Here is a 25,379-nt window from a genome sequence, read left to right as displayed (position 1 = left end):
GGGGCCGGGCGCTCTGTTGATCGTGGCGGCTCAGAACAGCAGTGAGGTGAGCCGGGTGCGAGCGGACGCCACGCGCGGATCCGCCGGACCGATGAGCTCGAACAGCTCGACCAGACGCTCACGAATGCGCGTGCGCGCTTCGGGATCGGCGGTGGCGAAGAGGTCGAGCAGACGGCCGAAGGCATCGTCGACGTGACCTCCGGCGAGATCGAGATCAGCCACCTGGAACTGGGCGTCGACATCGCCGGGCGCCGCGGCCGCCGCCGCGCGGACCTGCTGCAGGTCGAGACCCTGGACCCGATGCAGGAGCCTGACCTGGCCGAGGCCGGCCTTCGCGTCGTCGTCTCGCGGATTCTCCGCGAGAGCTCGCTCGTACGCCGTGATCGCGCGGGCGTAGTCGCCCGCCTCGATGGCCTCGAACGCCTCGGCGTGCAAGGGAGGGAGCGGCGCCTGCTCGGGCTCATCCGAAGCGACATCGTCGGCACCGCCGAACGGCACAGACCCCGTCACTCCGTTCTGCGCCGCAACCTCGAGAAGACGTGAGAAGACCTCGCGCACCTGCTCCTCCGGCACCGCACCCGTGAACATCGGGACAGGCTGACCCCCGATGAGCGCGACGACCATCGGAATCGACTGCGCGCGAAACGCCTGGGCGATCTGAGGGTTCGCATCGACGTCGACCTTCGCGAGAACCACCCGTCCACGCTGCTCTCGAGTCACCTTCTCGATGATGGGGCTGAGCTGCTTGCACGGCCCGCACCACTCGGCCCAGAGGTCGACGACAACGGGCACCGAACGGGAGAGCTCGAGGATCTCGCCGAAAGACTGGTCTGTGACGTCGACCACCACATCGGGCGCTGCCTGCTCCCCCTCGCCCTGTGCCGCCGGTGCGCTCTGGGGCTGCGACGGCGCGGTCGGTCGATTGCGCAGGGAGGAGAGATCGACGGCGCCGCGCAGTGCGGCCGCGGAGATTTCGGTCACTTGATCACCTTCACGCTGATGAGGTCCTGGTGGTACGCCAGGAGACGGATCTGCTCGTTCGACCCCTGTGCCGGGACCGAGAAGAACAGCTGGATCGAGTAGGTCGTCGTGAAGCCCTTCGCCGACTCCTTGACGCCGGTCAGAGCACTCGCCTCGGGATTGTCACCGACTCGGATCACCGCTTCCTTCGTGGTGGGTGTGATCGTCTCGATGTCATCGACGCTCACCGACACCACCGCACCGCTGCCGAGCGTGGCGAGCGACAGAGGAGTCTCGTCGGTGGGCTTCATGTCGAACGCGACCTTCGAGGTCTTGTCCGCCTTCTTGTCCTTCAGCCCCTTGACCACAGCGGCACGACTGTCGCGCACGCTCTGCGCCAGCTTCACGGCGGTCTCGTCGAAGCGTCCTGCGTACTCGCTCTTGTCTCCGCTGTCGACGAAATCCGAGAACGCCGCGGCGACCTGCTCGGGAGGGAGCGCGAGGAACGGCGAGTCCTGAGGAACCCGGGTGGTACCGAGCCATTCGGGTGCGACGTCAGGGAATTCGGACGACGCCGGCATGTCGGCCATCTCCGAGATCCGGTAATTCGACCACGGATCGTCCTGAGTCATCGTGAGGAGGACCGGAGGCACCGTGTCGTCCTTCTCCGAGACCGTCAGCGCGAGGACCGAGCGAGGCCAGCCGTCTGCGGCCTCCGGCAGCAGGATCGTGACCTTCTCGCGGGGCGCGGTGAGGTTGGTGTCGCGATCGGCGATCTTGCCGCGCAGCACGTACTCCGTGCGACGGCCTTCGAGTGCTGCGCCGGCGAGGCGGGTCTCGGCCAGCTCGATGTCGAGATCGGTGTCGGCCTTCGACACGGTCTCCTCGATCTGCGCGATGATGCGGTGCCCCTGCTTCTCGGTGACCACAGGCGGTTTCTGGTCCTCCGGAGTCACGACGGTCGGCGTCGGCGTCGGCGTCGGGCTCTCGGCGCCGAGGTCGGGCCACGACTCCGGTGAACAGCCGGTTGCGAGCACCGCGGTGAGGGCCAGCGCGGGAAGACCCAGCCAGGCGCGGCGGCGCAGCGCAGAGCGCTGCGTGCGCCCGGTCCCCGAGTCCTGCCCGTCCGAGACCGGCTGGTCACCGGTGACGGCGTCAGGAGAGCCGGGCTCGGACGCGTCGCTCGTGCCGTCACCGGCTTCGATCGCCTTGCGCTTCGGAGCGGCAGGCATCTCGATCGGCTCCGTCTCCGGCAGCGGCGCGGGGCCCTTTCGAAGCGGACCCCGACCGCGACGCTGGTGCCGGATGGCGAGGATGTAGAGCACGAGACCGGCGAGCAGCAGCACCCCTCCTGCGACCATCAGCGGGCCGGCGAGAGGTGTGCGCGTGTCGAGGCCCCAGCTCACCAGGATGTCGTCGGGCGCGGGCTGCACGCCGTCGCGGGCGATCAGCACGCTGTGCCCGGGGGTGAGCTGCATCTTGGTCACGAGAATCTCTTCATCGGTGAACGAATCGAGCCACAGGTCCGATCCAGACGGATTCCGACCAGACGTCTCGCCACCGGCAGCCGGTGGCTGCTGCGCCGCCACTGTGCTGCTCTTCGGCTTGTCGCCCTTGCCGAGCGTCACGTCGGTGTAGCTGGTGTCGGAGAGCCACGCCTTCACATCGTCGGTGCGGCCGTAGGCGACGAACATCTCGCCCTCACCGCGCACCAGGAGGGTCTGCAGTCCGGGGTGGGCTCCCAGCACCTCCGCATCGACGAGGACGTAGGGCTGCGGCTCGTTCACCGACAGCTCCATAGTCTGCTCAGATGGCCCCATGAAGATGGTGCGCTGGGCGATTCCGGCTCCGATGAGAACCGTGGCCAGCACGAAGGCCACGACGGCCCATACGAAACGCACGAATCAACTCCTTACGTGACCGGGCATTCGCCGCCGGTCCGCTCGACATTTCAGACTAGCGAAACCACCTGGGCATTGCCCACGAACGACCCGCGCGAGGTGGCCGGGCATGCGCTGCGGCCAGTCGCGGGGGCGAGCGACCGCAAGGCGATTAGGATCTTTCGCAGGTCGACCTGGAGAGCCATGAAGATTCACAGTCCCTTCCGCACCGCTCTGGTGGCGACGCTCGGCGTGGGCCTCGGCATCCTGCTGATCAATGGCGTCCAGACTCTGTCGACGATCATCCTGTACATCGGCACCGCACTCTTCCTGAGTCTGGGTCTCGATCCCCTGGTCACGTTCCTCGAGCGTCGGGGCCTCCCCCGTTGGGCGGCTGTGCTGGTGACCATCCTCGCCGTGCTGAGCGTTTTCGCGGCCGTCGTGCTCATCGTCGTGCCGGTGCTCGTCGATCAGGTCTCGCAGCTGGTCGAGCAGATCAGCCCGCTGGTGCAGGATGGTCCCGGCACCATCAGCAGCTTCAGGACATGGATGACCGAGACGTTCCCCAACCTCGCCGTGGACGATGTCTTCGCCTACATCAATGAGTGGATGGCGAAAGACGAGTGGCAGAACACGGTCGCCGGATGGACCGAGTCGATCGGGCAGGGCGTCCTCGTCGTCGGCGGCGCTGTGCTCGCCGGGGGTTTCGGCGCTTTCATCGTGCTGATCCTCACGATCTACATGACCGCGTCGACTCCCTCGCTGAAGCGCGCGGTGTACCAGCTGGTGCCCGCCTCCAAGCGCGAGCGCTTCATCGACATCGCCGACCAGATCACCGACTCGGTCGGACACTACGTGATGGGTCAGGTCTCGCTCGGTGTGATCAACGGCATCCTGAGCATGGTCTACCTCTCGATCATCAACGCCCCCTTCACCGCCGTTCTGGCCGTGGTGGCGTTCTTCTTCTCGCTCATCCCACTGGTCGGGACCCTCACCGGCTCGACGATCATCGTGCTCGCGTGCCTGCTGCCCGGCGTCGGCTCTCCGGCGACGGCACTGGCCGCGGCGATCTATTACCTGATCTACATGCAGGTCGAGGCGTACTTCATCGCACCGCGCATCATGAGCCGCGCGGTGGCGGTGCCGGGCGCGGTCGTGGTCATCGCGGCCCTCGCGGGAGGATCACTGCTGGGACTGCTGGGCGCACTGATCGCCATCCCGGTCGCCGCGAGCGTGCTGATCATCTACAGGCAGGTGCTGATTCCCCGCATGAACGAACGCTGACGCGGTCCGCGGCCGGCGCGGTGCGAGCTTCAGGCGATACGCCAGCAGTGGGTGTGCCAGTGGCGACGGGCAGCCAGATCGGCGCTGTCGCCCATCACGCCGTCGCCACTCCACACCACGACGTGGGCCGTACCAGGCGAGATCATCGTGACGCAGCCAGGGCATCGATAGTCCTTCACAGCCTGGGTCGCTGAGACGGGCTGCACGATCCATTCCCTGCCCCGCCGCGTCTCGGTGCGCTTCCAGCCCGCGAGCAGGCGGTCGAAGGAGTCGTCCGAGCTGCTGCGCTCAGGTCGTCGACGATGTGAGCGTGGCACGTCGCCGGTTCACCACCAGTGGTTGCGCGACCAGAAGTTGTAGGCTGCAGCCCAGCTGCCGTAGCGGCCGACGGCGTAGCCGTTGCCCCAGCGGAGGTTGTCGACGGGGTCGTAGCCGTTGCCGGGGACCTTGCTGCAGGGCAGAGCCTGAACCAGACCGCACGCCCCCGAGGACGCGTTGGTGGCGTTCGGGTTCCAGCCGCTCTCGCGCGACACGATGTAGTCGACATAGGCCCAGTCGCCGCGCGCGATGCCGGCCGCCGTCATCCAGTCCTCCTTCGACCCGCCGCCGCTGTAGCGGGGCATCGAGGGACCAGTGCTGCGGTTCGATGACGCGGTCTCCGCAGCGGGCTTCGGCGCGGGCTTGGGCTTGGGCTTCGGCTTGGGCTTCACGTACACGTCGAATCCGCTGCGTGCGGCAGGAGCGATATCGGCCCCTTCGACGGACGAGACGGTGATGCTCTGCGTCTCAGCTGTCGCGAGGGAGTACGCGGTCAGCGGAGCGTCGGCGGGCTCAGGGTCGGCGACGGCCACGCCCGTCGGCGCCATCATGGCAGCTGATATACCGACCACCGCGAGGCCCGCCAGCAGGGCGCTGGCGCGGCGTCGCGTCTGAGTCTTCTTCGTCGAACCACCAGCGTTCGGGCTCGTCTGGTTCGAGATCAATTCGTTATCGGGAGTCACGATGGCCCTCAGTCTACGCACACGTCGCCGAGACATCCATGAGAACTCACCGAGAAAGCCTCAACGCACAGCGAGGATGATCTCGACGGTGGCGTCGAGAAGAGCATCCACCTGTTCTTCCCGATAGCCGCCCCGCTGCATGCGGAAAGCCGCGCCGCGCACCTGCTCGACGTCGAGCGCGTCACCGTCGCGCAGGAAGGCCGAGATCCGATCGGCGACGTGATCGACCTCGTCTATGCGGTATCCGAAGGTGAGGATGCTCGTGCGCGCGAAGCGCTGCCTGTGCGGCCTGCTGAGATGGTCCAGCACCTGCTGGGCGTCATCGCGGGCCTGCGCGACCCACGCATCGACGCCGACCCGGCGGATCGCCTCTTCACGTTCACGCTGAGCGAAGGCATCCTCGACCCGCGACAGAGCGGCGTCCACGTCTGCGATCGCGTACCCCTCCTTCACCAGCGGGAATGAGGCGGCGCGCACGTCGTCGGCGCCGAAGTCCGCCCTGGCCTGCTCGAATGCGGCACGTGCGGAATCGAGGAAGCTGTCCACGGCCGCCCGGTGGTAGCCACGCTGCCGTCCACTGGTCAGCGGGAAGGCCGGCGCCACGTCGTCCTGTGGCGTGGTGAGCGCCTCGAGGTCTGCGTCAGTCATCAGGATCCGATCAGAGGGGTGAAGAGGTGGTAGAGGGCGATCGCGGGGATCGTCGAGGGAAGGATGCTGTCGAGCCGGTCGAGCAGGCCACCGTGACCGGGCAGCCACGAGCTCATGTCCTTGATCCCCAGGTCGCGCTTGAGCATCGACTCCCCCAGGTCGCCGAGCGTCGCGCAGGCGACGATCGCGGCGCCGAAGACGAGACCGCACCACCACGGCAGCTGCAGCAGGAAGATCGCGAGCAGGACGCCGACCACGAGCGAGCCGATCACCGCGCCGGCGAAGCCCTCCCAGGTCTTCTTCGGACTGATCCGCGGCGCCATCGGGTGCTTGCCGAAAGCCAGCCCGGACGCGTAGGCGCAGGTGTCAGCCGCCACAGCGACGGCGACGAAGCCCAGCACCCACCACTCGCCGTCGTCACGGCTCAGCAGCATGAGAGCGACGGACGTGAGGAAGGGCACGTAGACCTGCACGAAGGCGCCCACGATGACATCCGAGAGCACGTCGCCGTAGGTGCGGCCGTCGGCGGCGATCATCTGCGCGACCATGCGCCACACGCTGACGAACGCCACCGCCGCGATCAGCATGACCCAGCTCAGCCACAGAGCCGCGAACGGGCCGGTCAGCAGCACAGCCGCTCCGGCGATCAGCTGAGGGACGACGTCGACTCGACGCCCAGCGGTGCGCAACGCGCGAGAGAGCTCGTACGTTCCGAGAAGACCTGCGGCGACCGCGATCGGGATGAAGAGCCACTTGACGAACAGCAGCGACGCGATGAGCACGGCACCGAAGCCGATGCCGATGAGGATCGCGACGATCAGATCGCGCCCCGTGCGCTGCTTGATGCGCTCGTTCGCCTGATCGAACTGCTCGCGAGCCTGCGACACGTGCGATTCGAACTCGCCGCGTGCTGCTCGCCACTGCTCGCGGATGGCGTGCGAATCCGTGCCGGGCGCAGGCATCGGCGGCCGAGGCGGGATGCGCTCCGCATCGAACGACGGGAATGCCGCATCCGACAGCGGCAGCCCCCGCACGGGTGTGTCGACGTCCTCCACGTGAGCGGGCGCGCTCGACGGAGTGTCGGCCGCTGAAGGCAGATCACCCCGCTGGGCCTCGCGTCGCGTCAGCGGCTGATCGTCGGAATCGCTGTCACCGGCCATGCGTGTCAGACCTCGAGCAGCTCTGCCTCTTTGCGCTTGAGCGCGTCGTCGATCGCGTCGACGTACTGACGCGTCAGAGCATCGAGCTCCTTCTCGCCGCGGGCGATCTCATCCTCGCCGACCTCGTTCTTGAGAGCGTCGAGCTGGTCCTTCGCCTTGCGACGGATGCCGCGCACCTGGACCTTGGCGTCCTCACCCTTGGAGCGCACGAGCTTGACGTACTCCTTCCGGCGCTCCTCGGTCAGCTCCGGCATGGTCACTCGCACGATGTTTCCATCGTTCGTCGGGTTCGCACCGAGGTTCGGCATGTCGCGGATCGCCTGCTCGATCGCCTTCAGAGCACTCTTGTCGTAGGGGGTGACGATGAGCGTGCGAGCCTCAGGGTTCGCCATGGAGGCGAGCTGCGCGATGGGCGTGGGCGAGCCGTAGTAGTCCACCATGAGCTTCTGGAACAGCTGGGGGTTCGCTCGTCCGGTGCGGACGGTGGCGAAGTCCTCCTTGGCTGCGTCGACCGCGCGGTTCATGCGTGCGGTGGTGTCTTCGAGGACGTCCGCGATCACGGGTACTCCTTTAGTCGTGGGTTTCGAACGAGTCTATCCGGCGGAGACTGGCCGGACAGCGAGCGACGGGGCGCTCAGGGGGTGACGAGGGTGCCGATCGGCTCGCCCAGCAGCGCCTTGGTGACGTTGCCGGCGGGCTCCATGCCGAACACGCGCATGTCCATGTTGTTGTCCATGCACAGGCTGAACGCGGTGGAGTCGACCACCTTGAGCCCGCGCTGTAGAGCGTCGCGGTAGGTGACCTTCTCGATGCGCTCGGCGCTCGCATCCTTGTTCGGATCGGCCGTGTAGATCGCGTCGACGCCGTTCTTGGCGACGAGCACCTCGTCTGCGCCGATCTCGAGCGCACGCTGCGCTGCGACGGTGTCTGTCGAGAAGTACGGCAGACCTGCGCCCGCGCCGAAGATGACGACGCGACCCTTCTCCATGTGGCGCTCGGCGCGCAGCGGGATGTACGGCTCGGCGACCTGGGTCATCGAGATGGCTGACTGCACGCGCGTGGCGGCGCCGGCCTGCTCGAGGAAGTCCTGCAGGGCGAGGGCGTTCATGACGGTACCCAGCATGCCCATGTAGTCGGCGCGACCGCGGTCCATTCCGCGCTGGCTCAGCTCTGCACCGCGGAAGAAGTTGCCTCCGCCGACGACGATGGCGATCTCGACGCGGTCGACAGCGGCGGCGATGTCACGGGCGATCTGGCCGACGATGTCGGGATTGACACCGAGCTGGCCGCCGCCGAACGCCTCGCCGGAGAGCTTGAGGAGGACGCGCCGGCGTCCGCTTCCTTCGGTCATGGATGAGTTCCTCTCGTCCCGATTCAAGATAGTGCCTTCTGGGCATGAAGAAGGGGGTTCGGATCAGAGATCCGAACCCCCTTGAGGTTGTTACGCGCCGACCTTGAAGCGGGCGAAGTCGGTGACGGTGATACCGGCAGCCTTCGCAACCTGGGCCACGGACAGCTTGTTGTCCTTCGCGTAGTCCTGCTCGAGAAGCGCGACCTGCTTGAAGTAAGCGGTGACGCGCCCCTCGACGATCTTCGGCAGAGCAGCCTCGGGCTTGCCCTCGTTGCGGGAGATCTCGGTGACGATCTCGCGCTCCTTCTCGACCTCGGCAGCCGGGACGTCCTCACGGGTGAGGTACGAGGGGTTGGCGAACGAGATGTGCTGGGCGATGCTGCGAGCGGTCTCGGCGTCCGAGCCGCTGTAGGCGACGACCACACCGATCTGCGGCGGCAGGTCCTTGCTGGTGCGGTGCAGGTACACCGAGACGGCGTCGCCGGTGATGGTGCGCACGCGACGCAGCTCGACCTTCTCGCCGATGATGGCTGCCTCGTCGGAGATCAGCTGCTCGACGGTCTGGTCGCCGGCCGGAGCGGCGAGAGCGGCCTCGATCGAGTCCGCTGCGACGGCCGCGACGGCGTCGGCGACCTTCTCGGCGAGCGTGATGAAGCGCTCGTTCTTCGCGACGAAGTCGGTCTCGCAGGCGAGCTCGATCAGCGTGACGCCACCCTCGATCTCGCGAGCGACGACGAGTCCCTCACTGGTCGAGCGGTCGGCACGCTTCGCGTTGCCTTTCGCACCCTTGAGGCGGAGGATCTCGGTCGCCTTCTCGACGTCTCCGTCAGCCTCCTCGAGCGCCTTCTTGGTGTCGACCATTCCGGTGCCGAGCTGCTCGCGCAGCGCCTTGATGTCGGCGATGGTGAAGTTGGCCATGTGTAGTGGCTCCTTGCTTCTCTACGTGTGCGGGGTGACTTACTTGGCGTCTGCCTCGACGGCTGCCTCGGCCGGAACCTCAGCGGTCTCGTCGGCGGCGGGGGCCTCAGCGGTCTCGTCGGCGGCCGGAGCCTCAGCGGTCTCGTCGGCGGCCGGAGCCTCAGCGGCTGCCTCGGCGTCGCCCTGCAGAAGCTCCTGCTCCCACTCGGCGAGCGGCTCGGCGTCGCCGGCGTCGGGGTTGTGCTTCTGCTGCAGGCCCTCGGCGGCGGCGTCGGCGATGATGCGCGTCAGCAGCGAGACCGAGCGGATCGCGTCGTCGTTGCCGGGGATCGGGTACTGGAAGTCGTCCGGGTCGGCGTTGGTGTCGAGGATGCCGATGACGGGGATCCCGAGCTTCTTGGCCTCGTCGATGGCGAGGTGCTCGCGCTTGGCGTCGACGACCCACAGGGCCGAGGGGGTCTTCGACAGGTTGCGGATGCCGCCGAGCGACTTGTGCAGCTTGTCGAGCTCGCGCTTCTTGAGGAGCAGCTCCTTCTTCGTGAAGCCCGAGGCTGCGGGGTTCTCGTAGTCGAGCTCCTCGAGCTCCTTCATGCGAGCGAGACGCTTCGCGATGGTGGAGAAGTTGGTGAGGAGGCCACCCAGCCAGCGCTGGTTGACGTACGGCTGACCGACGCGGTCTGCCTGCTCGGCGAGGATCTCCTGCGCCTGCTTCTTGGTGCCGACGAACAGGATCGTGCCGCCGCGGGCCACGGTCTCCTTGACGAAGTCGTAGGCCTGGTCGATGTACGACAGCGACTGCTGCAGGTCGATGATGTGGATGCCCGAGCGCTCGGTCAGGATGAAGCGCTTCACCTTCGGGTTCCACCGGCGGGTCTGGTGTCCGAAGTGAACGCCGCTGTCGAGCAGCTGGCGGATGGTGACCACAGCCATGGTCGTCTCCTTGTTCTGACGCTCTCGCGTCGTTGAGGTTGATTCGCCGGTCGACCGACCGGCATTCCTGGTGCCCGGCACACGCCCGCCCGCTCAGAGAGCGGGACCTGTGGGAGTGGATGCCACGACCGGAGTCGCTGTGGGCACGCGTAGTCACCCCGATTTCGAGGTGCTCCCCCAGTGTACAGGATGACGCCGCGCGAGAACGTCCTGCACATCCACCGGAATGCACGAGTTCTCCACGGTCGCCGGCGCTCGCGCACCGATCGATCCGATCGGTCGGAGAGTGTGTACACATGCGCATTCGCTTCGTCGCTCTCCTGCTCTCCCTCGGGCTCTCGCTCAGCGGAGGTGCAGGCGGTTCGCCGACGGCGCCCGGTTATCCGTGGCGCTGGCCGACGTCCGGGCCGCGATCTGTGACGGAGCCGTTCCAGGCACCCGCGCACGACTACGGCCCTGGGCACCGCGGGATGGACGTCTCAGCGAGTCCGGGGACGGAGGTGCTGGCGCCCGCAGCAGGCGTGGTCGCGTTCCGGGGCGTGGTGGTCGATCGTCCCCTCCTCACGATCGACCACGGCGGCGGGCATGTGAGCACCTGGGAGCCGGTGACGTCGGACCTGTCCCCAGGCGACTCCGTGTCGGCCGGCGATCCGCTCGGCGTGGTCGCGGATGGCGGCCACACCGTGCGCGGGGCCGTTCACGTCGGCGTGCGCCTGGAGGGCGACTACATCAACCCTCTGCCGCTGTTCGGATCGATTCCCCGGGCGATCCTGCTGCCGTGCTGTCAGGGCTGATGCGATCGGACGATCTCGTCGTGAGCGGTCAGGCGCGTGGATGCGCGAGGCGATAGCCGTCCAGCAGGCGCTCGGCTGACACGTGCGTGTAGATCTGGGTCGTGCCGAGGCTCGCGTGCCCCAGGATCTCCTGGACAGCGCGGAGATCCGCGCCGCCGTCGAGCAGGTGGGTCGCTGCGGAGTGACGGAGAGCGTGAGGCCCTATGTGCTCGGCGCCGACGATCGGACTCAGCACACGCGCGACCAGGGCGTAGACGGCGCGCGTCCCCATGCGCGCGCCGCGGGCGCCCAGGAACAGGGCGGGTGTCGCGCGCTCGGCTCGCGCGGCCAGGGCCGGGCGTCCTCTCGTCATGTAGGCACCCACGGCCTCGGCGGCCGGGGTGCCGAAGGGCACCACCCGTTCCCTCGAGCCTTTGCCCAGTACACGCGCGGTGCGACGTTCGAGGTCGACGTCGTCGACGTCGACGCCGCAGAGCTCCGAGACGCGGACACCGGTGCCGTACAGCAGTTCGAGGATCGCGTGGTCGCGCAGAGCGACAGGGTCGCCGTCTGCTGCAGCCGCCGCCCGCTCATCGAGCAGTTGGCGCATGCCTTCCTTCGAGGCGACGACGGGGAGCGTCTTGGCGCGCTTCGGGGTCACGAGGCGCAGGCTCGGGTCGACGGCGATGAGCTCGCTCTCGTGCGCCCACCCGAAGAAGGAACGGGCGGCAGCGGCGCGTCTGGCCATCGTCGACCGCGCATCGCCACGCTGGGTCGCGCGCCAGAGCCATTCACGCAGCAGCTCGAGATCGACGTCGCGCAGATCGACGTCTCCCGTCACCGCCCCCAGATCCGCCAGATCCGAGCGGTATGCGCGGACGGTGGCCGTCGACAGCCGGCGCACCTGCTCCAGGTACGACGTGAAGGACGTCACCGCGCTCTCATACCGCACAGCACCAGCATGCCGCTCACCTGGCCCCACGCCCGTTGACGCGCCGGAGCCGCTGTCACTGTCGGCGCACCCACCCGTCGTCGCGCTGCGCGACGACGCCGTCAAGTGCCATGAGCCCGAGCTGGGAGCGAGCGCGCTCGATGGAGAGCCCACTGCGACGTGCGATGTCAGCGGGCTCGCGTGGGGTGCGCATGCTCATCGCATCCAGCATCCGCGTGCGGTCATGATCCGGTGGCGGGGGCGCCACATACGAAGCATCCGCTTCTCCCCACAGTTCACGCACGTCCTGCGCGTTCGTGACGCACACCGCGTCGAACTCGCGCAGCAGCCGATGACATCCTGCCGACGCGGCCGACGTGACGGGCCCCGGCACCGCCCCGAGCGGCCGCCCCAGCGATGACGCATGACCCGCCGTGTTGAGAGTCCCGCTGCGCCAGCCTGCCTCGACCACGACGGTGGCCAGACTTGCGGCGGCGATGAGCCTGTTCCTCGCGAGGAACCTCCACTTGGTGGGTGCCGAGCCACAGGGCACCTCGCTGAGAACGACGCCTGACTGCTGGATCCGGTCGAAGAGCTGCTGATGGCCGACGGGATATGCCCGATCCACTCCACCGGCGAGGTAGGCGGCTGTCGTCCCGCCGACACCCAGCGCGGCGCGATGCGCCGCCCCGTCTATGCCGTAGGCACCACCCGACACCACGAGGGCGCCCCCTGTTGCGAGGTCACCGGCGATATCGCCCGCGATGGCCTCGCCGTACGATGTGGCGGCTCGCGCCCCGACGACAGCTGCGGCCGTCGAAGCGCGCAGCACGTCAGCATCTCCGCGGGCCCAGAGAAGCACGGGCTGATGTGCATCGAGATCGCGGAGGCCGTCCGGCCACAGCTCATCACCCGGCAGCAGCAGTCGGGCCCCGACGCTGTGCGCCGCGAGCAGGGCATCGCGTACGGCCCGTGGATGGGCACGCGGCCGCCACCGCGCCATCGCCTCTTTCAGGGCGCGCGGGGCCACCACACCTGGTGGCACGAGGTCGAGGTCGCCGAACGCCGTACGCAGCGCCCCGGCGGCGCCGAGAGCCTGGACGAGCGCGCCGGCCACTCCGTCGCCCGGCTCCACCAGCACCGACCACGCGACACGAGCGGCGACCTCGGTGGCCTCGACGTCGGGCCGCGTCAGCCGAGCCGCTGCCGTGAGCTCCGAATCGTCGATGAGTTCGCACCGTGCGGAATCGATCATGCCAGCAGTCCTTTCTTGAGGAAGAGCGCGTGTCCGAGCTGATCGCCGCCGGGCGACGACAGCCCTGCCAGATCGCTCAGAGTCCATGCGATGCGCAGCACCCGGTCGTAGGCGCGCAGGGTGACGCTGCCCCGTTCCAGGGCGCGGTCGAGAGGCGCGCGCACCGCCGAAGGCAGACGCAGCGCCCCCTGCCTCAGCCGCTCCCCCGGCACCTCTGCATTGAGCCGCCAGGGGGTGCCCCGCCATCGCTCGGCAGCGACCGACCTCGCAACGGTCACCCGCTCCCGGGCGTCTGCGGTCGACACCCCTGAGCGCTCATCGGAGGTTGCACGGGCCGCAGCGACGCGAGCCACCTGCAGGTCGATGTCGACCCGGTCGCGCAGCGGCCCAGACAACCGGCCCGCGTACCGGCGGATCGCCATAGGCGGGCACATGCACTCGGCACCGCGTACCCCGTAGTTACCGCACGGACAGGGGTTCATCGCGAGGATCAGCTGGAATCGTGCGGGGAACGCCGTCGCGAACCCGGCGCGGATGATCTCGATTCGGCCGCTCTCCAACGGCTGTCGCAGCGCATCGAGCGCGGAACGTGGGAACTCCGGCGTCTCGTCCAGGAAGAGGACCCCGCGATGCGCGCGGACGATGGCCCCAGGACGGGGGCTGCGTGAGCCACCGCCGACCAGCGCCGCGGCCGACGCCGTGTGGTGAGGCGCCTCGAACGGCGGCAGGGAGTCGAGGCGCGTGACAGCCTCACCCGCGAGCGAGCGAATGGCAGCCACCTCGAGCGCTTCGCCCTCGGTGAGCGCGGGGAGTATCCCCGGCAGTCGCCGCGCGAGCATGGTCTTGCCTGCACCGGGTGGTCCGCTCAGCATCATGTGGTGCCCGCCCGCCGCCGCGGTGATCAGCGCATCGACAGCCTCGTCCTGGCCGATCACCTCGGCAAGGTCGAGCGTCTCATCGCTCGGTACAGCGCGCGGAGCGGTGTGAACGGGGTCGGTGTCACGCACCTCGATGTCAGCACCGTGTGACACGGCGACCTCGGCGAGAGACGCCGCTGCATGGACCTCGACACCGGGCACGAGCCGAGCCTCGGCCGCGTTCGCATACGGCACGATCACCTTGGTGAATCCGGCGCGAGCGGCCGCGTAGACCGCAGGCAGCACTCCGGGCACGGGCCTCAGGCGGCCGTCGAGCCCGAGTTCGCCGACGTGAACGGTGGAGCGCACCGAATCCCGGCGCAGGGCTCCGGTGGTGGCGAGTGTTGCGACAGCGATGCTCAGGTCGAACCCGCTGCCGGCCTTCGGCAGGTTGGCAGGAGAGAGGTTCACTGTGAGGTGCCGCCGCGGGAAGTCCAGTCCCGCGTTCACGCAGGCATTGCGCACGCGCTGTGCTGCCTCGCCCAGTGCCTTATCCGGCAGGCCGATGATCTGGAACCCCGGTGTCTGGCTGCTGAGGTCTGCCTCGACCTCCACCATGTGTCCGTCGACGCCGGTCAGAGCCACCGCCCACGTGCGCGCGGTGCTCATCGCAGATCGTCGAGGTGCTCGAGTCGGGCATCCGCTGGTTCGGCGCCCGTCAGGCCGATCGCCTCGAGGCGCAGAGGTCGGCCTCGCGCGATATCGGGGTGCGCCTCCGCCCAGGCGAAGGCGAGCCGCCAGAGACGGCGTCGCTTGCGTTCGTCGACCGCTTCGAAGGGGTGGCCGAAGCGGTCCGACCGGCGTGTCTTGACCTCGATCACGCAGAGCAGATCGCCCCGCGCCGCGATGAGGTCTATCTCACCCTGCGCACAGCGCCAATTGCGCTCGAGGATCTCGTAGCCGAGTGCCTCCAGGTGCTGTGCCGCGCGCTCTTCGCCCGCCCGCCCGAACTCGTCTTTCGCTGCCATGACGACAGCCTGGCGTCCGCCGCCGACGCGGCCAGCTCGTCCTCACACCGCGTGGGGACAACTCGTTCCTGTCCCCGAACTGGGGACAGAAGTCACTTGCCGTCGAGCGACAGCTCTTCAGGCAGTTCGAACTCGCGTCGCTGCAGCTCCTCGACGTTGACGTCCTTGAAGGTCAGCACGCGCACAGCCTTGACGAAGCGATCGGCGCGATAGATGTCCCACACCCACACGTCGGTCATGGAGATCTCGAAGTAGAAGTCGTGCTCTGTGTCACGACGTACAACGTTCACCTCGTTGGCGAGATAGAACCGGCGCTCGGTCTCGACGACGTACTGGAACTGTCCGACGACGTCGCGGTACTCGCGGAAAAGCGCGAGTTCGAGCTCGCGGTCGTAATCGTCGAAGGCATCCTCATCCATGATGACTCCATCCTATGAGCACCCGGGGCCGAATGCGGATTCGTCAGAACAGGGTCGGCGCGTCTGCGATCGCCCACGACGCCCGGTGCAGCGGCGAGAGCCCGCGTTCGCGGATCGCCTGCCGATGCTCGAGGCTCGCATAGCCCTTGTTGCGGTCCCATTGGTAGTCGGGATGCTCGGGATGCAGCGCCGCCATGTGCGTGTCGCGTGCGACCTTCGCGATGACCGATGCCGCCGACACCGAGGCGCAGTCGCGGTCGCCCTTGATGACGGTGCGGACGGTGAGCGGCACGGGATGCACCCGGGAGACGTAGTCGTGGTTGCCGTCGAGGATCACCAGGGTCCGCTCCAGGTTCGCGCCCGCGTCGACGACGGCCTGCAGAGCGCGCGAGGCGGCGAGCCCCAGGGCGCGCATGATGCCCACTTCGTCGATCTCGGCGGCAGTCGACCAGCCCACGGCCGACAGCGGCACCCAGCTGCTCGCTCGCTCGGCCATGGCGGGCCGGCGCTTCTCAGTGATCATCTTCGAGTCGCGGAGGCCCTCGGGCACCCGACGACGCGAGCCTGCGGCATCCATCACGGCCGCGCCGACCGCCACAGGGCCGGCCAGCGCTCCCCTGCCGACCTCGTCGAGCGCGATGATCAGGTCGAACTCCTTGAGCAGCCGGCGCTCGAGGGCGAGCGTCGGGGCGACCACGGTCATTCCGGATCGGGCACGGCGCGGAACACGTCGTCGTGCGTGTCGATCGGCCCGAATCTGTCGAGGGGCCAGGTGGTGAGGAACGCGCGCCCCACGACGTTCTCGAGCGGCACGAAACCTCCGCCCGGCAGATCCTGGTGCGCGCGGGAGTCCTGCGAGCGATCCCGGTTGTCGCCCATGACCCAGATACGGTCCTCAGGCACCGTGACGTCGAACTCGGCGTTCGACGCCGCCGTGTCGCCCTCGGGCAGATTGAGGTAGCCGAGCTCGTTGATCGGCGAACCGTTGACGGTGGTCTGGCCGAGCGCGTTGCAGCACACGACGTGGTCGCCCGGCATGCCGATGACCCGCTTCACGAGGTGGTCCTGCGCGTCGGTCGTCGAGATCCCCACGAAGGTGAGCGCCCAGTCGACGGCTTCGACGAGCGGAGGGCGTGCCGGGGTCTGCGGTGCCGACGGCAGCCAGCCGCCCGGGTCCTTGAAGACCACGACGTCGCCGCGGTCGTAGCCGCTCCACCGCGGAGTCAGCTCGTCGACGAGAATGCGGTCGTTCACGAGCAGCGTGCGCTCCATCGATCCCGACGGGATGTAGAACGAGCGGATCACGAAGGTCTTGACGACGAACGACACGAGCGCCGCGATGAGGATGATGACCAGCACATCCCTCAGGAAGACCAGTGCCCCTCGCCTCCGCTGTGGTGGCTGGATCATCGCCGCGGGGGCATCGGATGTCATGTGGGTCCTCTTCATCGACTCACCGCGCACGCGCGGCTCTACAAGGGTCGCACACCCGCGACCGAACGCCAGAACCCCGGGACGAGTGTCCCGGGGTTCTGGCGCAAGGATGCGACGAGATCAGTTGTCGCGCTTCTCCTTGATCTTGGCCTTCTTGCCGCGCAGGTTGCGCAGGTAGTACAGCTTCGCGCGACGCACGTCACCGCGGGTGACGACCTCGATGTGGTCGATCACCGGCGAGTGCACCGGGAAGGTGCGCTCGACGCCCACCTGGAAGCTGATCTTGCGGACCGTGAAGGTCTCGCGCACGCCATCGCCCTGACGGCCGATGACGACGCCCTGGAACACCTGGATGCGCGAGCGGGTGCCCTCGGTGATGTTCACGTGCACCTTGACGGTGTCGCCGGGGTGGAAGACAGGAATGTCGGAACGGAGCGAAGCCGCGTCGACGGCGTCGAGGATCTGCATGATCGTCTCTCTCTGCACTCGCCACAGGTCGGATGCATGAATCAAAGGGGTGAGAACGGGTGTGTGCCGAGCGGCGCGCGAGGCGTCCGCAGGTTCCCCTGAGGCAGAACCGGGTCACGGCACAAACAGCTATTCTGCCATGAACGGCGGCCCTGCGCCAATCCGGAACGGGGGCGTCAGAGGTCTCGCGAACGAGACTCCTCGATCACGATCACGTCCGGCTCGCCGGCCGCACGATCGGAATGCTGCGACGGGGCGAGCGTCGACCACGTGATGGTCTCGCGCAGGCGAGCGCCTGCCCCGCGGGCCTCGTTCCAGAGCTGCCAGAGCTGCATCCACAGCAGCACGACAGCCGTGACGATCGCAGCGGTGAGAAGCCACGGGAAGGCTCCGTCGATGAAGCATCCGACGAGGATCGTCAGCACGTGCCACACGCCGAATCCGGCGACGTCCAGCCACGACACGGCCCGCTCTGCACGAACCGACGGACGCGACCGGGTCAGGAGCGTCAGCACGAGCTGCGCGATGAGGACGCCGGGAATCGCCATGAGCAGCACCCAGAGCAGGCCCCAGCCGTTGCGTCCGAAGATCGCCCAGCCCACCAGCATCCAAGCCGGAAGGACGAGGGATGCCGGCAGCAGCCAGCGGAAGAAGAGCCGTCGCACCATCATGCTCCGATGCTACGTCTCCGTCCGATGGAGAGGGTGGCTGTTCGCTGAGGACGTCGACCGAGGCGCGGATCGGGGAGAATGGATGCCGACGAGAGGAATCCCCATGATCGAACTGCGCACCCCCGCCGAGATCGACGAGATGCGCGCCGCCGGCCGCTTCGTCGCCGAGACGCTGGCGACGCTGCGCGACGAGACGAAGGTCGGGACGAACCTGCTCTCCATCGACGCGCGAGCCCACGATCTGATCCGCCGCGCTGGCGCTGAGTCCTGCTACATCGACTACGCGCCCTCGTTCGGGCGCGGCCCCTTCGGCAAGGTCATCTGCACGTCGGTGAACGACGCGGTGCTGCACGGGCTCCCCCACGACTACGTGCTCCGCGACGGCGACCTGGTGTCGCTCGACTTCGCCGTGTCGGTCGACGGATGGGTGGCGGACTCCGCGGTGTCGTTCGTGGTCGGCACGCCCCGTGACGAGGACCTGCGCCTGATCGACACGACCGAGCGCGCGCTCGACGCCGCGATCGCCGCTGCCGTCGTCGGCAACCGCATCGGTGACATCTCGGCATCGATCGCGGCCGTCGCGCACGGAGAGGGCTATTCGATCAACACCGACTTCGGGGGCCACGGCGTCGGGCGCATCATGCACGGCGACCCGCACGTGCCGAACGACGGACGCGCCGGGCGCGGTTTCCCGCTGCGCGAGGGCCTGGTGTTCGCCCTCGAGCCGTGGTTCCTGGCGACCACCGACGAGCTGGTGACCGATGACGACGGCTGGACGCTGCGCAGCGCAGACGGTTCGCGCGGATCCCACTCGGAGCACACGGTCGCCGTCACGAAGGACGGTCCGATAGTCCTCACCGACCGCGGCTTCCTCGGCGTCGACTGATCGCGCGAGCCGTGCGGACCGGGTCGGCGCGCCGTCGGCACGGCAGCGTCTGCTCCCAGAACTCTCGCATCCGCCGTTTCTAGACTCGCGTGCGACACTCGCCCGACGATCCGAGGGACCTGCCACGTGATGACGAGCACCACCGCCGACGGCTCCTGGCTCTCAGCTCTCATAGATGCGGTGATCGGGCTGATGGACGTCATCGGCCCGGCGGGGGCGGGACTGGCGATCGCGCTGGAGAACCTCTTCCCGCCGTTGCCGAGCGAGGCGATCCTGCCGATGGCCGGCATCGCGGCCCACGACGGAGCGTTCGGGCTCTGGGAGGCCGTCGCGTGGACGACGCTGGGGTCGTTGGTGGGTGCGCTCGCGCTCTACGGCTTGGGAGCGTGGCTGGGCTTGGATCGTCTGCGGCGCGTCGCCGACCGCCTGCCGCTCATCGCGGTGTCGGATGTGGACCGCACGGTCGCCTGGTTCCAACGGCACGGCGGCAAGGCTGTGTTCTTCGGGCGTTTCATCCCGATCTTCCGCAGCCTGATCTCTATCCCCGCCGGCGTCGCACGTATGCCCGTGTGGCGTTTCAGCGCCCTCACCACCGCGGGCAGCCTGATCTGGAACACGGTGTTCATCCTCTGCGGATGGTTCCTCGGCTCGGGCTGGCACATCGTCGAACAGTACGTGGACGTGGTGCAGAACATCGTGATCGTCGTCGTCGCGGCGGTCGTCGTCGTGATAGTCGTCCTGCGCATCCGGTCTCGGCGCGCCGGGCGCTCAGACGCCAGCGGCGAAGCTCGTCAGCGGCAGCAGGACTCGGACACGGAGTCACCCGGCGTTCCGACCACGAGGGGCCGCTGAGCGACCGCGCGGCGGTTCAGTCCGAGAGAAGGTCGGGCCGGCGCAGACGGGTGCGTTCGAGCTGCTGCTCGTGACGCCAGTTCGCGATCGCGCCGTGATTGCCACTGAGCAGCACCGGCGGCACCTCGCGGTCTCGCCAGACCGAAGGCTTCGTGTACGACGGGTACTCGAGCAGTCCGTCCTCGTGGGACTCTTCGACCAGGCTCTCCGGGTTTCCCACCACGCCGGGGATGAGCCGCGCAATCGCCTCGGTCATCGCCATCACCGCGACCTCTCCCCCGTTCAGCACGTAGTCGCCGAGACTGATCAGGCGCACCTGGCCGAGATCGGCGGCGTACTCGAACACACGCTCGTCGATGCCCTCGTAGCGGCCGCAGCCGAAGATGAGGTGCTCACGTGTCGCCAGATCGCGGGCAGTCGCCTGCGTGAAGACCGCGCCCGCAGGCGAGGGGAAGATGATGGTCGGACGAGCGGATGCCTCGGCCGGTGCCAGCTGATCGAGCGCGAGCCCCCAGGGCTCGGGCTTCATCACCATGCCCGCACCACCGCCGTACGGCGTGTCGTCGACGGTGCGATGGCGGTCGTGAGTCCAGTCGCGAAGGTCGTGGACGTTCAGGTCGAGGATGCCCGAGTCGCGGGCCTTCCCCAGGAGCGATAGCGCGAGACCGTCGAAGTACGACGGGAAGATCGATACGACGTCGATTCTCATCGGTCGGCGCTGCCGATCACTCGGAGGGGGCGTCGTCGGGGCTGTCCGCAGCGGGCAGCTCCTCGAAGAGCCCGGGCGGCGGTGTGACCACGATGCGGCCGGCGGCGATGTCGACACTCGGCACGATCGCCTCGACGAAGGGCACCATCACATCGCCCGTATCGGTCTTCACGATCAGCAGATCCTGAGCGGGCAGGTGCTCGACCCGTGCGACCCGTCCGACGACCGTGTCGTCGCGGACGACGTCGAGTCCGACGAGCTGGTGCGCGTACCAGGCGTCGTCTTCGGTCTCGTCGTCCTCGTCCATCCACAGGATGGCCCGCACAAGCGACTCCGCGGCGGTGCGATCGTCGACGCCGTCGAGGAAGACGACGGAGTTGCCGTTCATCACGCGGTACTCGCGGATGGTGACGGTCTTGCCGTGCCAGCTGGACGCTTCGGGCACCTGCAGCGTGAACTCGGCACCGGGAACGAAGCGACGCTCCGGGTTGTCGGTGTAGAGCTCGAGCTTCAACGCGCCCTTGAGGCCGTGGGCCTTCAGCAGACGGCCGACGCGGAGCTGGTTCTTCTCGGCTGCCACGTCAGTCGTCCGCGACGTCGACGCGGACACGGCGTCCGTCGGCGAGGGCGGAGACGAGCGTGCGCAGCGCTTTGGCGGTACGGCCGCCGCGCCCGATCACGCGACCACGGTCATCCGGGTGCACGTGCACCTCGAGAAGGTCACCACGGGGCGACGCGGATGCGGTGATGCGGACATCGTCAGGGTGATCGACGATCCCCTTGACGACGTGTTCGAGCGCGGCGGCGAGCACAGCGGATTACTCTGCGTCGGCGGCGGCGTCTGCCGCGTCCTCGGCGGGAGCCTCGGCAGGAGCCTCGGCCTTCTTCTCAGCCTTGGGCTTGATGACCGACTTCTTGGCCGAGTCGACCTCGAAGGGAGCCTTGGGCTCTGCGACCTGGACGGTGGACTTCGCGTCCTTGTCGCCCTTGAACTTGCCCCAGTCGCCGGTGAGCTTCAGCAGTGCGGTGACCTGCTCGGTCGGCTGAGCGCCGACGGAGAGCCAGTACTGCGCACGCTCGGAGTCGACCTCGATGAACGAGGGGTTCTCGGTGGGGTGGTACTTGCCGATCTCCTCGATCACTCGACCGTCGCGCTTGGTGCGCGAGTCGGCGACGACGATGCGGTAGTGCGGTGCACGGATCTTGCCCATGCGCTTGAGACGGATCTTGACAGCCACGATTCTCCTGAATGGTGTGGAAAGAAAGATGAACCGGTCGCCTGGAGAGTGGGGTGCACATCCGGCGGAAGCTCTGTAAGGGGTGACGGATGCTGGATAGAGGGTCGAGCAGCCGTCCGACCCTCTATTCTGCCAGATCGGACGGCAGTCCGCGAAACGACACGACACGGAGTGCGCGGCGCGGTGAAGGTGCGTGTCAGACTGTGCGCGTGCCGATCGAATTCGCCTCCTCCGCCCGCTCGACCGTCGGGCTGGAGTGGGAGATCATGCTCGCAGATCCTGTCACCGGAGATCTGGTCGGGCGTGCACCCGAGCTGCTGACGCGCCTCGAGCAGCAGAGCGCGCCCGAGCGTCACACCGTGACCGGAGAGCTGCTGACGAACACCATCGAGGTCACCAGCGGAGTCGGCGCGACCGTCGCGGACGCCGTCGACGACATCGCGGCGGCGATCGCGGCGGTCCGGCGCTCCACCGACCCGGCGGGCATCGAGCTGCTCTCGGCCGGCAGCCACCCGTTCGCTCAGTGGTTCGACCAGCGGGTGACCGACAAGAACCGGTATCACAAGCTCATCGAGCGGACGCAGTGGTGGGGCCGCAACATGATGATCTGGGGCATCCACGTGCATGTCGGAGTGGATGACAGGGCAAAAGTGCTGCCCATCATGGGAGCGCTGTCCTCGTTCCTCCCTCATCTGCAGGCGCTGTCCGCATCGAGCCCGTACTGGGCCGGTGAGCGCACCGGCTATGCGTCGAACCGCGCGCTCGTCTTCCAGCAGCTCCCGACGGCCGGATTGCCCTGGCCGATCACGAGCTGGCGCGAGTTCGAGGACTTCGTCGACGACATGACGCGCACGGGAGTGATGGACGATCCGTCTGAGATCCGCTGGGATATCCGACCCGCCCCGAAGTGGGGCACGATCGAGGTGCGCGCGTGCGACGGTATGTCGACGCTCGCCGAGCTCGCCTCCGTGGCCGCGCTCACTCAGACTCTGGTGGAGTTCTTCTCCCGGGAGCTCGACGAGGGCAGGCAGCTGCCGACCCTGCAGCCGTGGTTCCATCGCGAGAACAAGTGGCGCGCCGCCCGCTACGGTCTGGATGCCAGGGTGATCGTCGATCGCGCCGGGTCGCAGGTGCCGGTGCGAGAGCATCTGACCGCGGTGGTCGAGGACCTCGCCCCCATCGCCGCCGACCTCCGCTGCTCGCGCGAGCTCCAGGGCGTGCTCACGATCATCGAGCAGGGCGCGAGCTACTCCCGTCAGCTGGAGGCTGCCGACGCGGCCCGCGGCGACCTGCGTCAGGTCGTGCAGCATCTGATCCGCGAGTTCCGCGGCGGACCCGAGCGCTCGGTCCGCGACTGACCCCGCCCCGCGCGAGGTCTGTCGTCAGTCGGTGTCGAGCAGACGTCTGGCGAGCGCATCGTCGAGCACGACGTCGGTGATCAGCCCGGCGCCGATCGCCGCGCGGAGCGAGCCGAGCTTCGCCTCCCCTGAGACGATGCACACCCTGCGAGGAACGCGCCGGAGCCTGTCGAGACCTGGTCCGGTCGAACGTGCATTGAGCCGGATGTCGCGCCAGCTGCCGTCCGCGCGGAAGAAGACGGTGGCGACGTCGCCGATGACCCCGTCCTCTTCGAGGCTGCGATAGTCGTCACGCGCCAGGTATCCGCCGACGTACACCCGGCTGGGGACGTCCGACTGCGGCGAGCCCAGGCCGAACACGGCGACATCCATCTTGGCCTGGAAGGCGAGCACGCGCCTGGTGCTGCGCTCTCGCCACATGGCGTCCCTCGTGTCGGGGCTGTCGAAGAACGCCGGCACCGGGAACTGCTCGACCTGCGCGCCGAAGGCGTGCCCGAACCGCTGCAGGATGTCGCTCGAGTACTCCAGGCCGCTGGTCTGCGTGTTGCCGGCGCCGTTGAGCTGCACGATCGTCGTGCCGTGGGTGTCTTTCTGAGTGAGCGAACGGCTCACGGTGCTGATGGTCGATCCCCACGCGACGCCGACGACCATGTTCGACTCGATGAACTGCGACAGCAGCCTGCCTGCCGTGAGGGCGACGCGCTCGAGCCGCTCCACCTCGCTGACCCGCTCGGGTATCGGCGCGATGTGGGCGGTGACGCCGTGACGATCGCTGAGGCGCTGCTCGAGCATCCCGAGCCGCTCGAGGGGCGAGTGGATGCGGATGTCGACGAGACCGACCTCGCGGGCGAAGCTGAGCAGGCGCGACACCGACGAACGCGAGGTGCCGAGCTCCCTTGCGATGACCTCCATCGTCTGGTCCTGCATGTAGTACAGGCGTGCGGCGGTGAGCGCGGCGATCAGCTTCTGATCGCGGTGGTTGCGAGTCGGCATCCGGTCCTCCGTCCACGATTCTTGCACATATGTGCAATGGGCTTGCACGCAGAGCGCTGCGGGTCGATGCTGAAGGCAATCAGAGCAGAGAGAGGTCGAGCATGGTTGAGCCGACACACTCCTCGCCGGAGCGCGAGCAGGTACGGGCCGTCCGCGAATCTGGACGCACGAGCGTCCTCGTCATCGGCGCGGGCATCAATGGCATCTCCACCTTCCGCGACCTCGCCCTGCAGGGCGTCGATGTCGTGCTGGTGGAACGCGGCGACTTCGCGTCGGGCGCCTCCTCGGCATCCAGCCACATGATCCACGGCGGCATTCGCTACCTCGAGAACGGCGAGTTCCGGCTGGTGCGGGAATCCGTTCAGGAGCGCAACGGTCTGCTCAAGATCGCACCGCACTATGTGAAGCCGCTGCAGACGACGATCCCGATCTACTCGACGTTCTCGGGCATCCTCTCGGCTCCCCTGCGCTTCCTCACCCACCGCAGCGGCAAGCCGCAGGAGCGCGGCGCCTTCCTGATCAAGGTCGGACTCACGATCTACGACACGTTCTCCCGCGACGGCGGCGTGGTGCCGCGTCATCGGTTCCTCGGCCGTAAGCGCTCGCTGGCGGAGCTGCCCTCTCTCGACCCGAACATCAAGTACACCGCGACGTACTACGACGCATCGATGCACGACCCCGAGCGTCTCGCTCTCGACGTGCTGCAGGACGGTCGCTCAGCGCACGATGGCGCCGTCGCCCTGAACTATGTCGAGGCGATCGGCCGTTCGGCCGACGGCGTCCGGCTTCGCGACCTCGAGTCGGGCGCAGAGTTCACCCTCGCCGCGGACGTGGTCGTGAACGCATCCGGACCGTGGACCGACCTGACGAACGACGCCCTCGGCGAGGACACGCGCTTCATGGGCGGCACCAAGGGCTCGCACATCGTGCTCGATCACCCCGAGCTGCTCGACGCGACCGGCGGCCGCGAGATCTTCTTCGAGCATTCGGATGGACGCATCGTCCTGATCTACCCGCTCAAGGGCCGGGTGCTCGTCGGCACGACCGACATCGACGCCGATCCCCGCGAGGCGCCGGTGTGCACCGATGAGGAGATCGACTACTTCTTCGACCTGATCCATCACGTGTTCCCGACCATCCCCGTGTCGCGTGATCAGATCGTCTACACCTTCTCTGGCATCCGTCCGCTCCCCCGCCATGAAGACACCGCGCCCGGCTTCGTCTCGCGGGACTACCGCATCGAGGTCGATAGGCAGGGCTCTGTACCCCTGGTGAGCCTGGTCGGCGGCAAGTGGACCACTTTCCGGGCCCTCGGAGAGTCGCTCTCGGATGTCGTGCTCGGACTCATCGGCCGCCCGCGGTCGGTGTCGACGGT

General features: G+C 68.0%; 30 protein-coding genes. 6 read left to right on the top strand and 24 right to left on the bottom strand.

Annotated features, from left to right (window positions below; translation table 11 throughout):
* Positions 1–30 precede the first annotated feature (30 nt).
* Together JOE67_RS00150 and JOE67_RS00145 are read right to left on the bottom strand one after the other, a co-directional pair.
* Positions 31–981: a tetratricopeptide repeat protein gene (locus JOE67_RS00150; RefSeq protein ID WP_204973569.1), complete on the bottom strand. Its 951-nt coding sequence runs from the start codon at positions 979–981 to the stop codon at positions 31–33.
* On the bottom strand, positions 978–2,861 hold the full coding sequence (locus JOE67_RS00145; protein WP_204973568.1) for a DUF8094 domain-containing protein: 1,884 nt from the start codon (positions 2,859–2,861) through the stop codon (positions 978–980). The genes JOE67_RS00150 and JOE67_RS00145 overlap by 4 nt, the downstream gene beginning before the upstream one ends.
* Before the next feature lie 183 nt (positions 2,862–3,044).
* On the opposite strand from JOE67_RS00145, the gene JOE67_RS00140 reads away from it, so the two are divergent.
* Entirely contained in the window at positions 3,045–4,124 is a 1,080-nt protein-coding gene (locus JOE67_RS00140) for an AI-2E family transporter (RefSeq protein WP_204973567.1), read from the top strand.
* Positions 4,125–4,153: 29 nt separating this feature from the next.
* Here JOE67_RS00140 and JOE67_RS00135 read toward each other — a convergent pair whose 3' ends face one another.
* The 8 genes from JOE67_RS00135 to rpsB form a co-directional block, all read right to left on the bottom strand.
* On the bottom strand, positions 4,154–4,441 hold the full coding sequence (locus JOE67_RS00135; RefSeq protein WP_204973566.1) for a hypothetical protein: 288 nt from the start codon (positions 4,439–4,441) through the stop codon (positions 4,154–4,156).
* Between the two features lie 9 nt (positions 4,442–4,450).
* Positions 4,451–5,125 (bottom strand): aggregation-promoting factor C-terminal-like domain-containing protein, encoded by a 675-nt coding sequence (locus JOE67_RS00130; RefSeq protein WP_338041438.1) that lies wholly within the window; start codon positions 5,123–5,125, stop codon positions 4,451–4,453.
* Between the two features lie 60 nt (positions 5,126–5,185).
* A complete protein-coding gene (locus tag JOE67_RS00125; protein ID WP_204973565.1) occupies positions 5,186–5,773 on the bottom strand; it encodes a DivIVA domain-containing protein in 588 nt (195 codons plus the stop codon).
* On the bottom strand, positions 5,773–6,933 hold the full coding sequence (locus JOE67_RS00120) for a phosphatidate cytidylyltransferase (protein WP_204973564.1): 1,161 nt from the start codon (positions 6,931–6,933) through the stop codon (positions 5,773–5,775). Before JOE67_RS00120 ends, JOE67_RS00125 begins: the two co-directional genes overlap by 1 nt.
* Before the next feature lie 5 nt (positions 6,934–6,938).
* A complete protein-coding gene (gene frr / locus JOE67_RS00115; protein ID WP_204973563.1) occupies positions 6,939–7,493 on the bottom strand; it encodes a ribosome recycling factor in 555 nt (184 codons plus the stop codon).
* A gap of 74 nt (positions 7,494–7,567) precedes the next feature.
* Positions 7,568–8,284 carry a UMP kinase gene (gene pyrH, locus JOE67_RS00110; protein ID WP_204973562.1) on the bottom strand — a complete coding sequence of 239 codons (717 nt, stop codon included), beginning with the start codon at positions 8,282–8,284 and terminating at the stop codon, positions 7,568–7,570.
* 90 nt (positions 8,285–8,374) lie between these two features.
* A complete protein-coding gene (gene tsf, locus JOE67_RS00105) occupies positions 8,375–9,202 on the bottom strand; it encodes a translation elongation factor Ts (protein WP_204973561.1) in 828 nt (275 codons plus the stop codon).
* 39 nt (positions 9,203–9,241) lie between these two features.
* The gene (gene rpsB, locus JOE67_RS00100; protein ID WP_204973560.1) at positions 9,242–10,132 is read right to left on the bottom strand and encodes a 30S ribosomal protein S2; all 891 of its coding nucleotides are present in this window, start codon (positions 10,130–10,132) and stop codon (positions 9,242–9,244) included.
* A gap of 296 nt (positions 10,133–10,428) precedes the next feature.
* Between rpsB and JOE67_RS00095 the strand changes: the two genes are divergently transcribed.
* Positions 10,429–10,926: a murein hydrolase activator EnvC family protein gene (locus JOE67_RS00095; RefSeq protein ID WP_204973559.1), complete on the top strand. Its 498-nt coding sequence runs from the start codon at positions 10,429–10,431 to the stop codon at positions 10,924–10,926.
* A 28-nt stretch (positions 10,927–10,954) separates the two neighbouring features.
* On the opposite strand, the gene JOE67_RS00090 is transcribed toward JOE67_RS00095, so the two are convergent.
* The 9 genes from JOE67_RS00090 to JOE67_RS00050 all read right to left on the bottom strand — a co-directional run bounded on the left by JOE67_RS00090 (position 10,955) and on the right by JOE67_RS00050 (position 17,968).
* Positions 10,955–11,857 carry a tyrosine recombinase XerC gene (locus JOE67_RS00090; RefSeq protein WP_204973558.1) on the bottom strand — a complete coding sequence of 301 codons (903 nt, stop codon included), beginning with the start codon at positions 11,855–11,857 and terminating at the stop codon, positions 10,955–10,957.
* A 55-nt stretch (positions 11,858–11,912) separates the two neighbouring features.
* Positions 11,913–13,091: a DNA-processing protein DprA gene (gene dprA / locus JOE67_RS00085; RefSeq protein WP_204973557.1), complete on the bottom strand. Its 1,179-nt coding sequence runs from the start codon at positions 13,089–13,091 to the stop codon at positions 11,913–11,915.
* Complete coding sequence (locus JOE67_RS00080; RefSeq protein WP_204973556.1) at positions 13,088–14,617, bottom strand: YifB family Mg chelatase-like AAA ATPase; 1,530 nt, start codon at positions 14,615–14,617, stop codon at positions 13,088–13,090. The genes dprA and JOE67_RS00080 overlap by 4 nt, the downstream gene beginning before the upstream one ends.
* Positions 14,614–14,976 carry a YraN family protein gene (locus JOE67_RS00075; RefSeq protein WP_204973555.1) on the bottom strand — a complete coding sequence of 121 codons (363 nt, stop codon included), beginning with the start codon at positions 14,974–14,976 and terminating at the stop codon, positions 14,614–14,616. The genes JOE67_RS00080 and JOE67_RS00075 overlap by 4 nt, the downstream gene beginning before the upstream one ends.
* 92 nt (positions 14,977–15,068) lie before the next feature.
* Entirely contained in the window at positions 15,069–15,395 is a 327-nt protein-coding gene (locus tag JOE67_RS00070) for a DUF2469 family protein (RefSeq protein WP_071644723.1), read from the bottom strand.
* A gap of 43 nt (positions 15,396–15,438) precedes the next feature.
* Positions 15,439–16,098 (bottom strand): ribonuclease HII, encoded by a 660-nt coding sequence (locus tag JOE67_RS00065; protein ID WP_204973554.1) that lies wholly within the window; start codon positions 16,096–16,098, stop codon positions 15,439–15,441.
* Complete coding sequence (lepB, locus tag JOE67_RS00060; RefSeq protein ID WP_204973553.1) at positions 16,095–16,829, bottom strand: signal peptidase I; 735 nt, start codon at positions 16,827–16,829, stop codon at positions 16,095–16,097. The genes JOE67_RS00065 and lepB overlap by 4 nt, the downstream gene beginning before the upstream one ends.
* 120 nt (positions 16,830–16,949) lie before the next feature.
* Positions 16,950–17,297 carry a 50S ribosomal protein L19 gene (rplS, locus tag JOE67_RS00055; protein ID WP_071644740.1) on the bottom strand — a complete coding sequence of 116 codons (348 nt, stop codon included), beginning with the start codon at positions 17,295–17,297 and terminating at the stop codon, positions 16,950–16,952.
* A gap of 176 nt (positions 17,298–17,473) precedes the next feature.
* The gene (locus JOE67_RS00050) at positions 17,474–17,968 is read right to left on the bottom strand and encodes an MFS transporter permease (RefSeq protein ID WP_204973552.1); all 495 of its coding nucleotides are present in this window, start codon (positions 17,966–17,968) and stop codon (positions 17,474–17,476) included.
* A gap of 103 nt (positions 17,969–18,071) precedes the next feature.
* Between JOE67_RS00050 and map the strand changes: the two genes are divergently transcribed.
* Both map and JOE67_RS00040 read left to right on the top strand, forming a co-directional pair.
* Entirely contained in the window at positions 18,072–18,854 is a 783-nt protein-coding gene (gene map, locus JOE67_RS00045) for a type I methionyl aminopeptidase (protein WP_204973551.1), read from the top strand.
* A 129-nt stretch (positions 18,855–18,983) separates the two neighbouring features.
* Positions 18,984–19,706: a DedA family protein gene (locus tag JOE67_RS00040; RefSeq protein WP_239527929.1), complete on the top strand. Its 723-nt coding sequence runs from the start codon at positions 18,984–18,986 to the stop codon at positions 19,704–19,706.
* 16 nt (positions 19,707–19,722) lie between these two features.
* On the opposite strand, the gene trmD is transcribed toward JOE67_RS00040, so the two are convergent.
* From trmD to rpsP, 4 genes are read right to left on the bottom strand one after another with little or no spacing between them, the layout of a single operon-like run.
* A complete protein-coding gene (gene trmD, locus JOE67_RS00035) occupies positions 19,723–20,415 on the bottom strand; it encodes a tRNA (guanosine(37)-N1)-methyltransferase TrmD (protein WP_204973550.1) in 693 nt (230 codons plus the stop codon).
* Positions 20,416–20,431: 16 nt separating this feature from the next.
* Positions 20,432–20,995 (bottom strand): ribosome maturation factor RimM, encoded by a 564-nt coding sequence (rimM, locus tag JOE67_RS00030; protein WP_204973549.1) that lies wholly within the window; start codon positions 20,993–20,995, stop codon positions 20,432–20,434.
* Position 20,996: 1 nt separating this feature from the next.
* On the bottom strand, positions 20,997–21,227 hold the full coding sequence (locus tag JOE67_RS00025) for an RNA-binding protein (protein ID WP_204973548.1): 231 nt from the start codon (positions 21,225–21,227) through the stop codon (positions 20,997–20,999).
* Positions 21,228–21,233: 6 nt separating this feature from the next.
* Positions 21,234–21,653, bottom strand: a complete 420-nt coding sequence (rpsP, locus tag JOE67_RS00020) for a 30S ribosomal protein S16 (RefSeq protein WP_204973547.1) — start codon at positions 21,651–21,653, stop codon at positions 21,234–21,236.
* Positions 21,654–21,862: 209 nt separating this feature from the next.
* Here rpsP and JOE67_RS00015 point away from each other — a divergent pair, with 209 nt between their 5' ends.
* On the top strand, positions 21,863–23,011 hold the full coding sequence (locus tag JOE67_RS00015) for a glutamate--cysteine ligase (protein ID WP_204973546.1): 1,149 nt from the start codon (positions 21,863–21,865) through the stop codon (positions 23,009–23,011).
* A 24-nt stretch (positions 23,012–23,035) separates the two neighbouring features.
* Here JOE67_RS00015 and JOE67_RS00010 read toward each other — a convergent pair whose 3' ends face one another.
* Positions 23,036–24,004, bottom strand: a complete 969-nt coding sequence (locus JOE67_RS00010) for a sugar-binding transcriptional regulator (RefSeq protein WP_204973545.1) — start codon at positions 24,002–24,004, stop codon at positions 23,036–23,038.
* A 101-nt stretch (positions 24,005–24,105) separates the two neighbouring features.
* Here JOE67_RS00010 and JOE67_RS00005 point away from each other — a divergent pair.
* On the top strand, positions 24,106–25,379 hold a 1,274-nt coding region (locus JOE67_RS00005; protein ID WP_204973544.1), incomplete at its 3' end, for a glycerol-3-phosphate dehydrogenase/oxidase.

Source organism: Microbacterium esteraromaticum (assembly GCF_016907315.1).
GTDB lineage: Bacteria > Actinomycetota > Actinomycetes > Actinomycetales > Microbacteriaceae > Microbacterium > Microbacterium esteraromaticum.
This window is presented reverse-complemented; position numbering and strand designations above follow the sequence as displayed.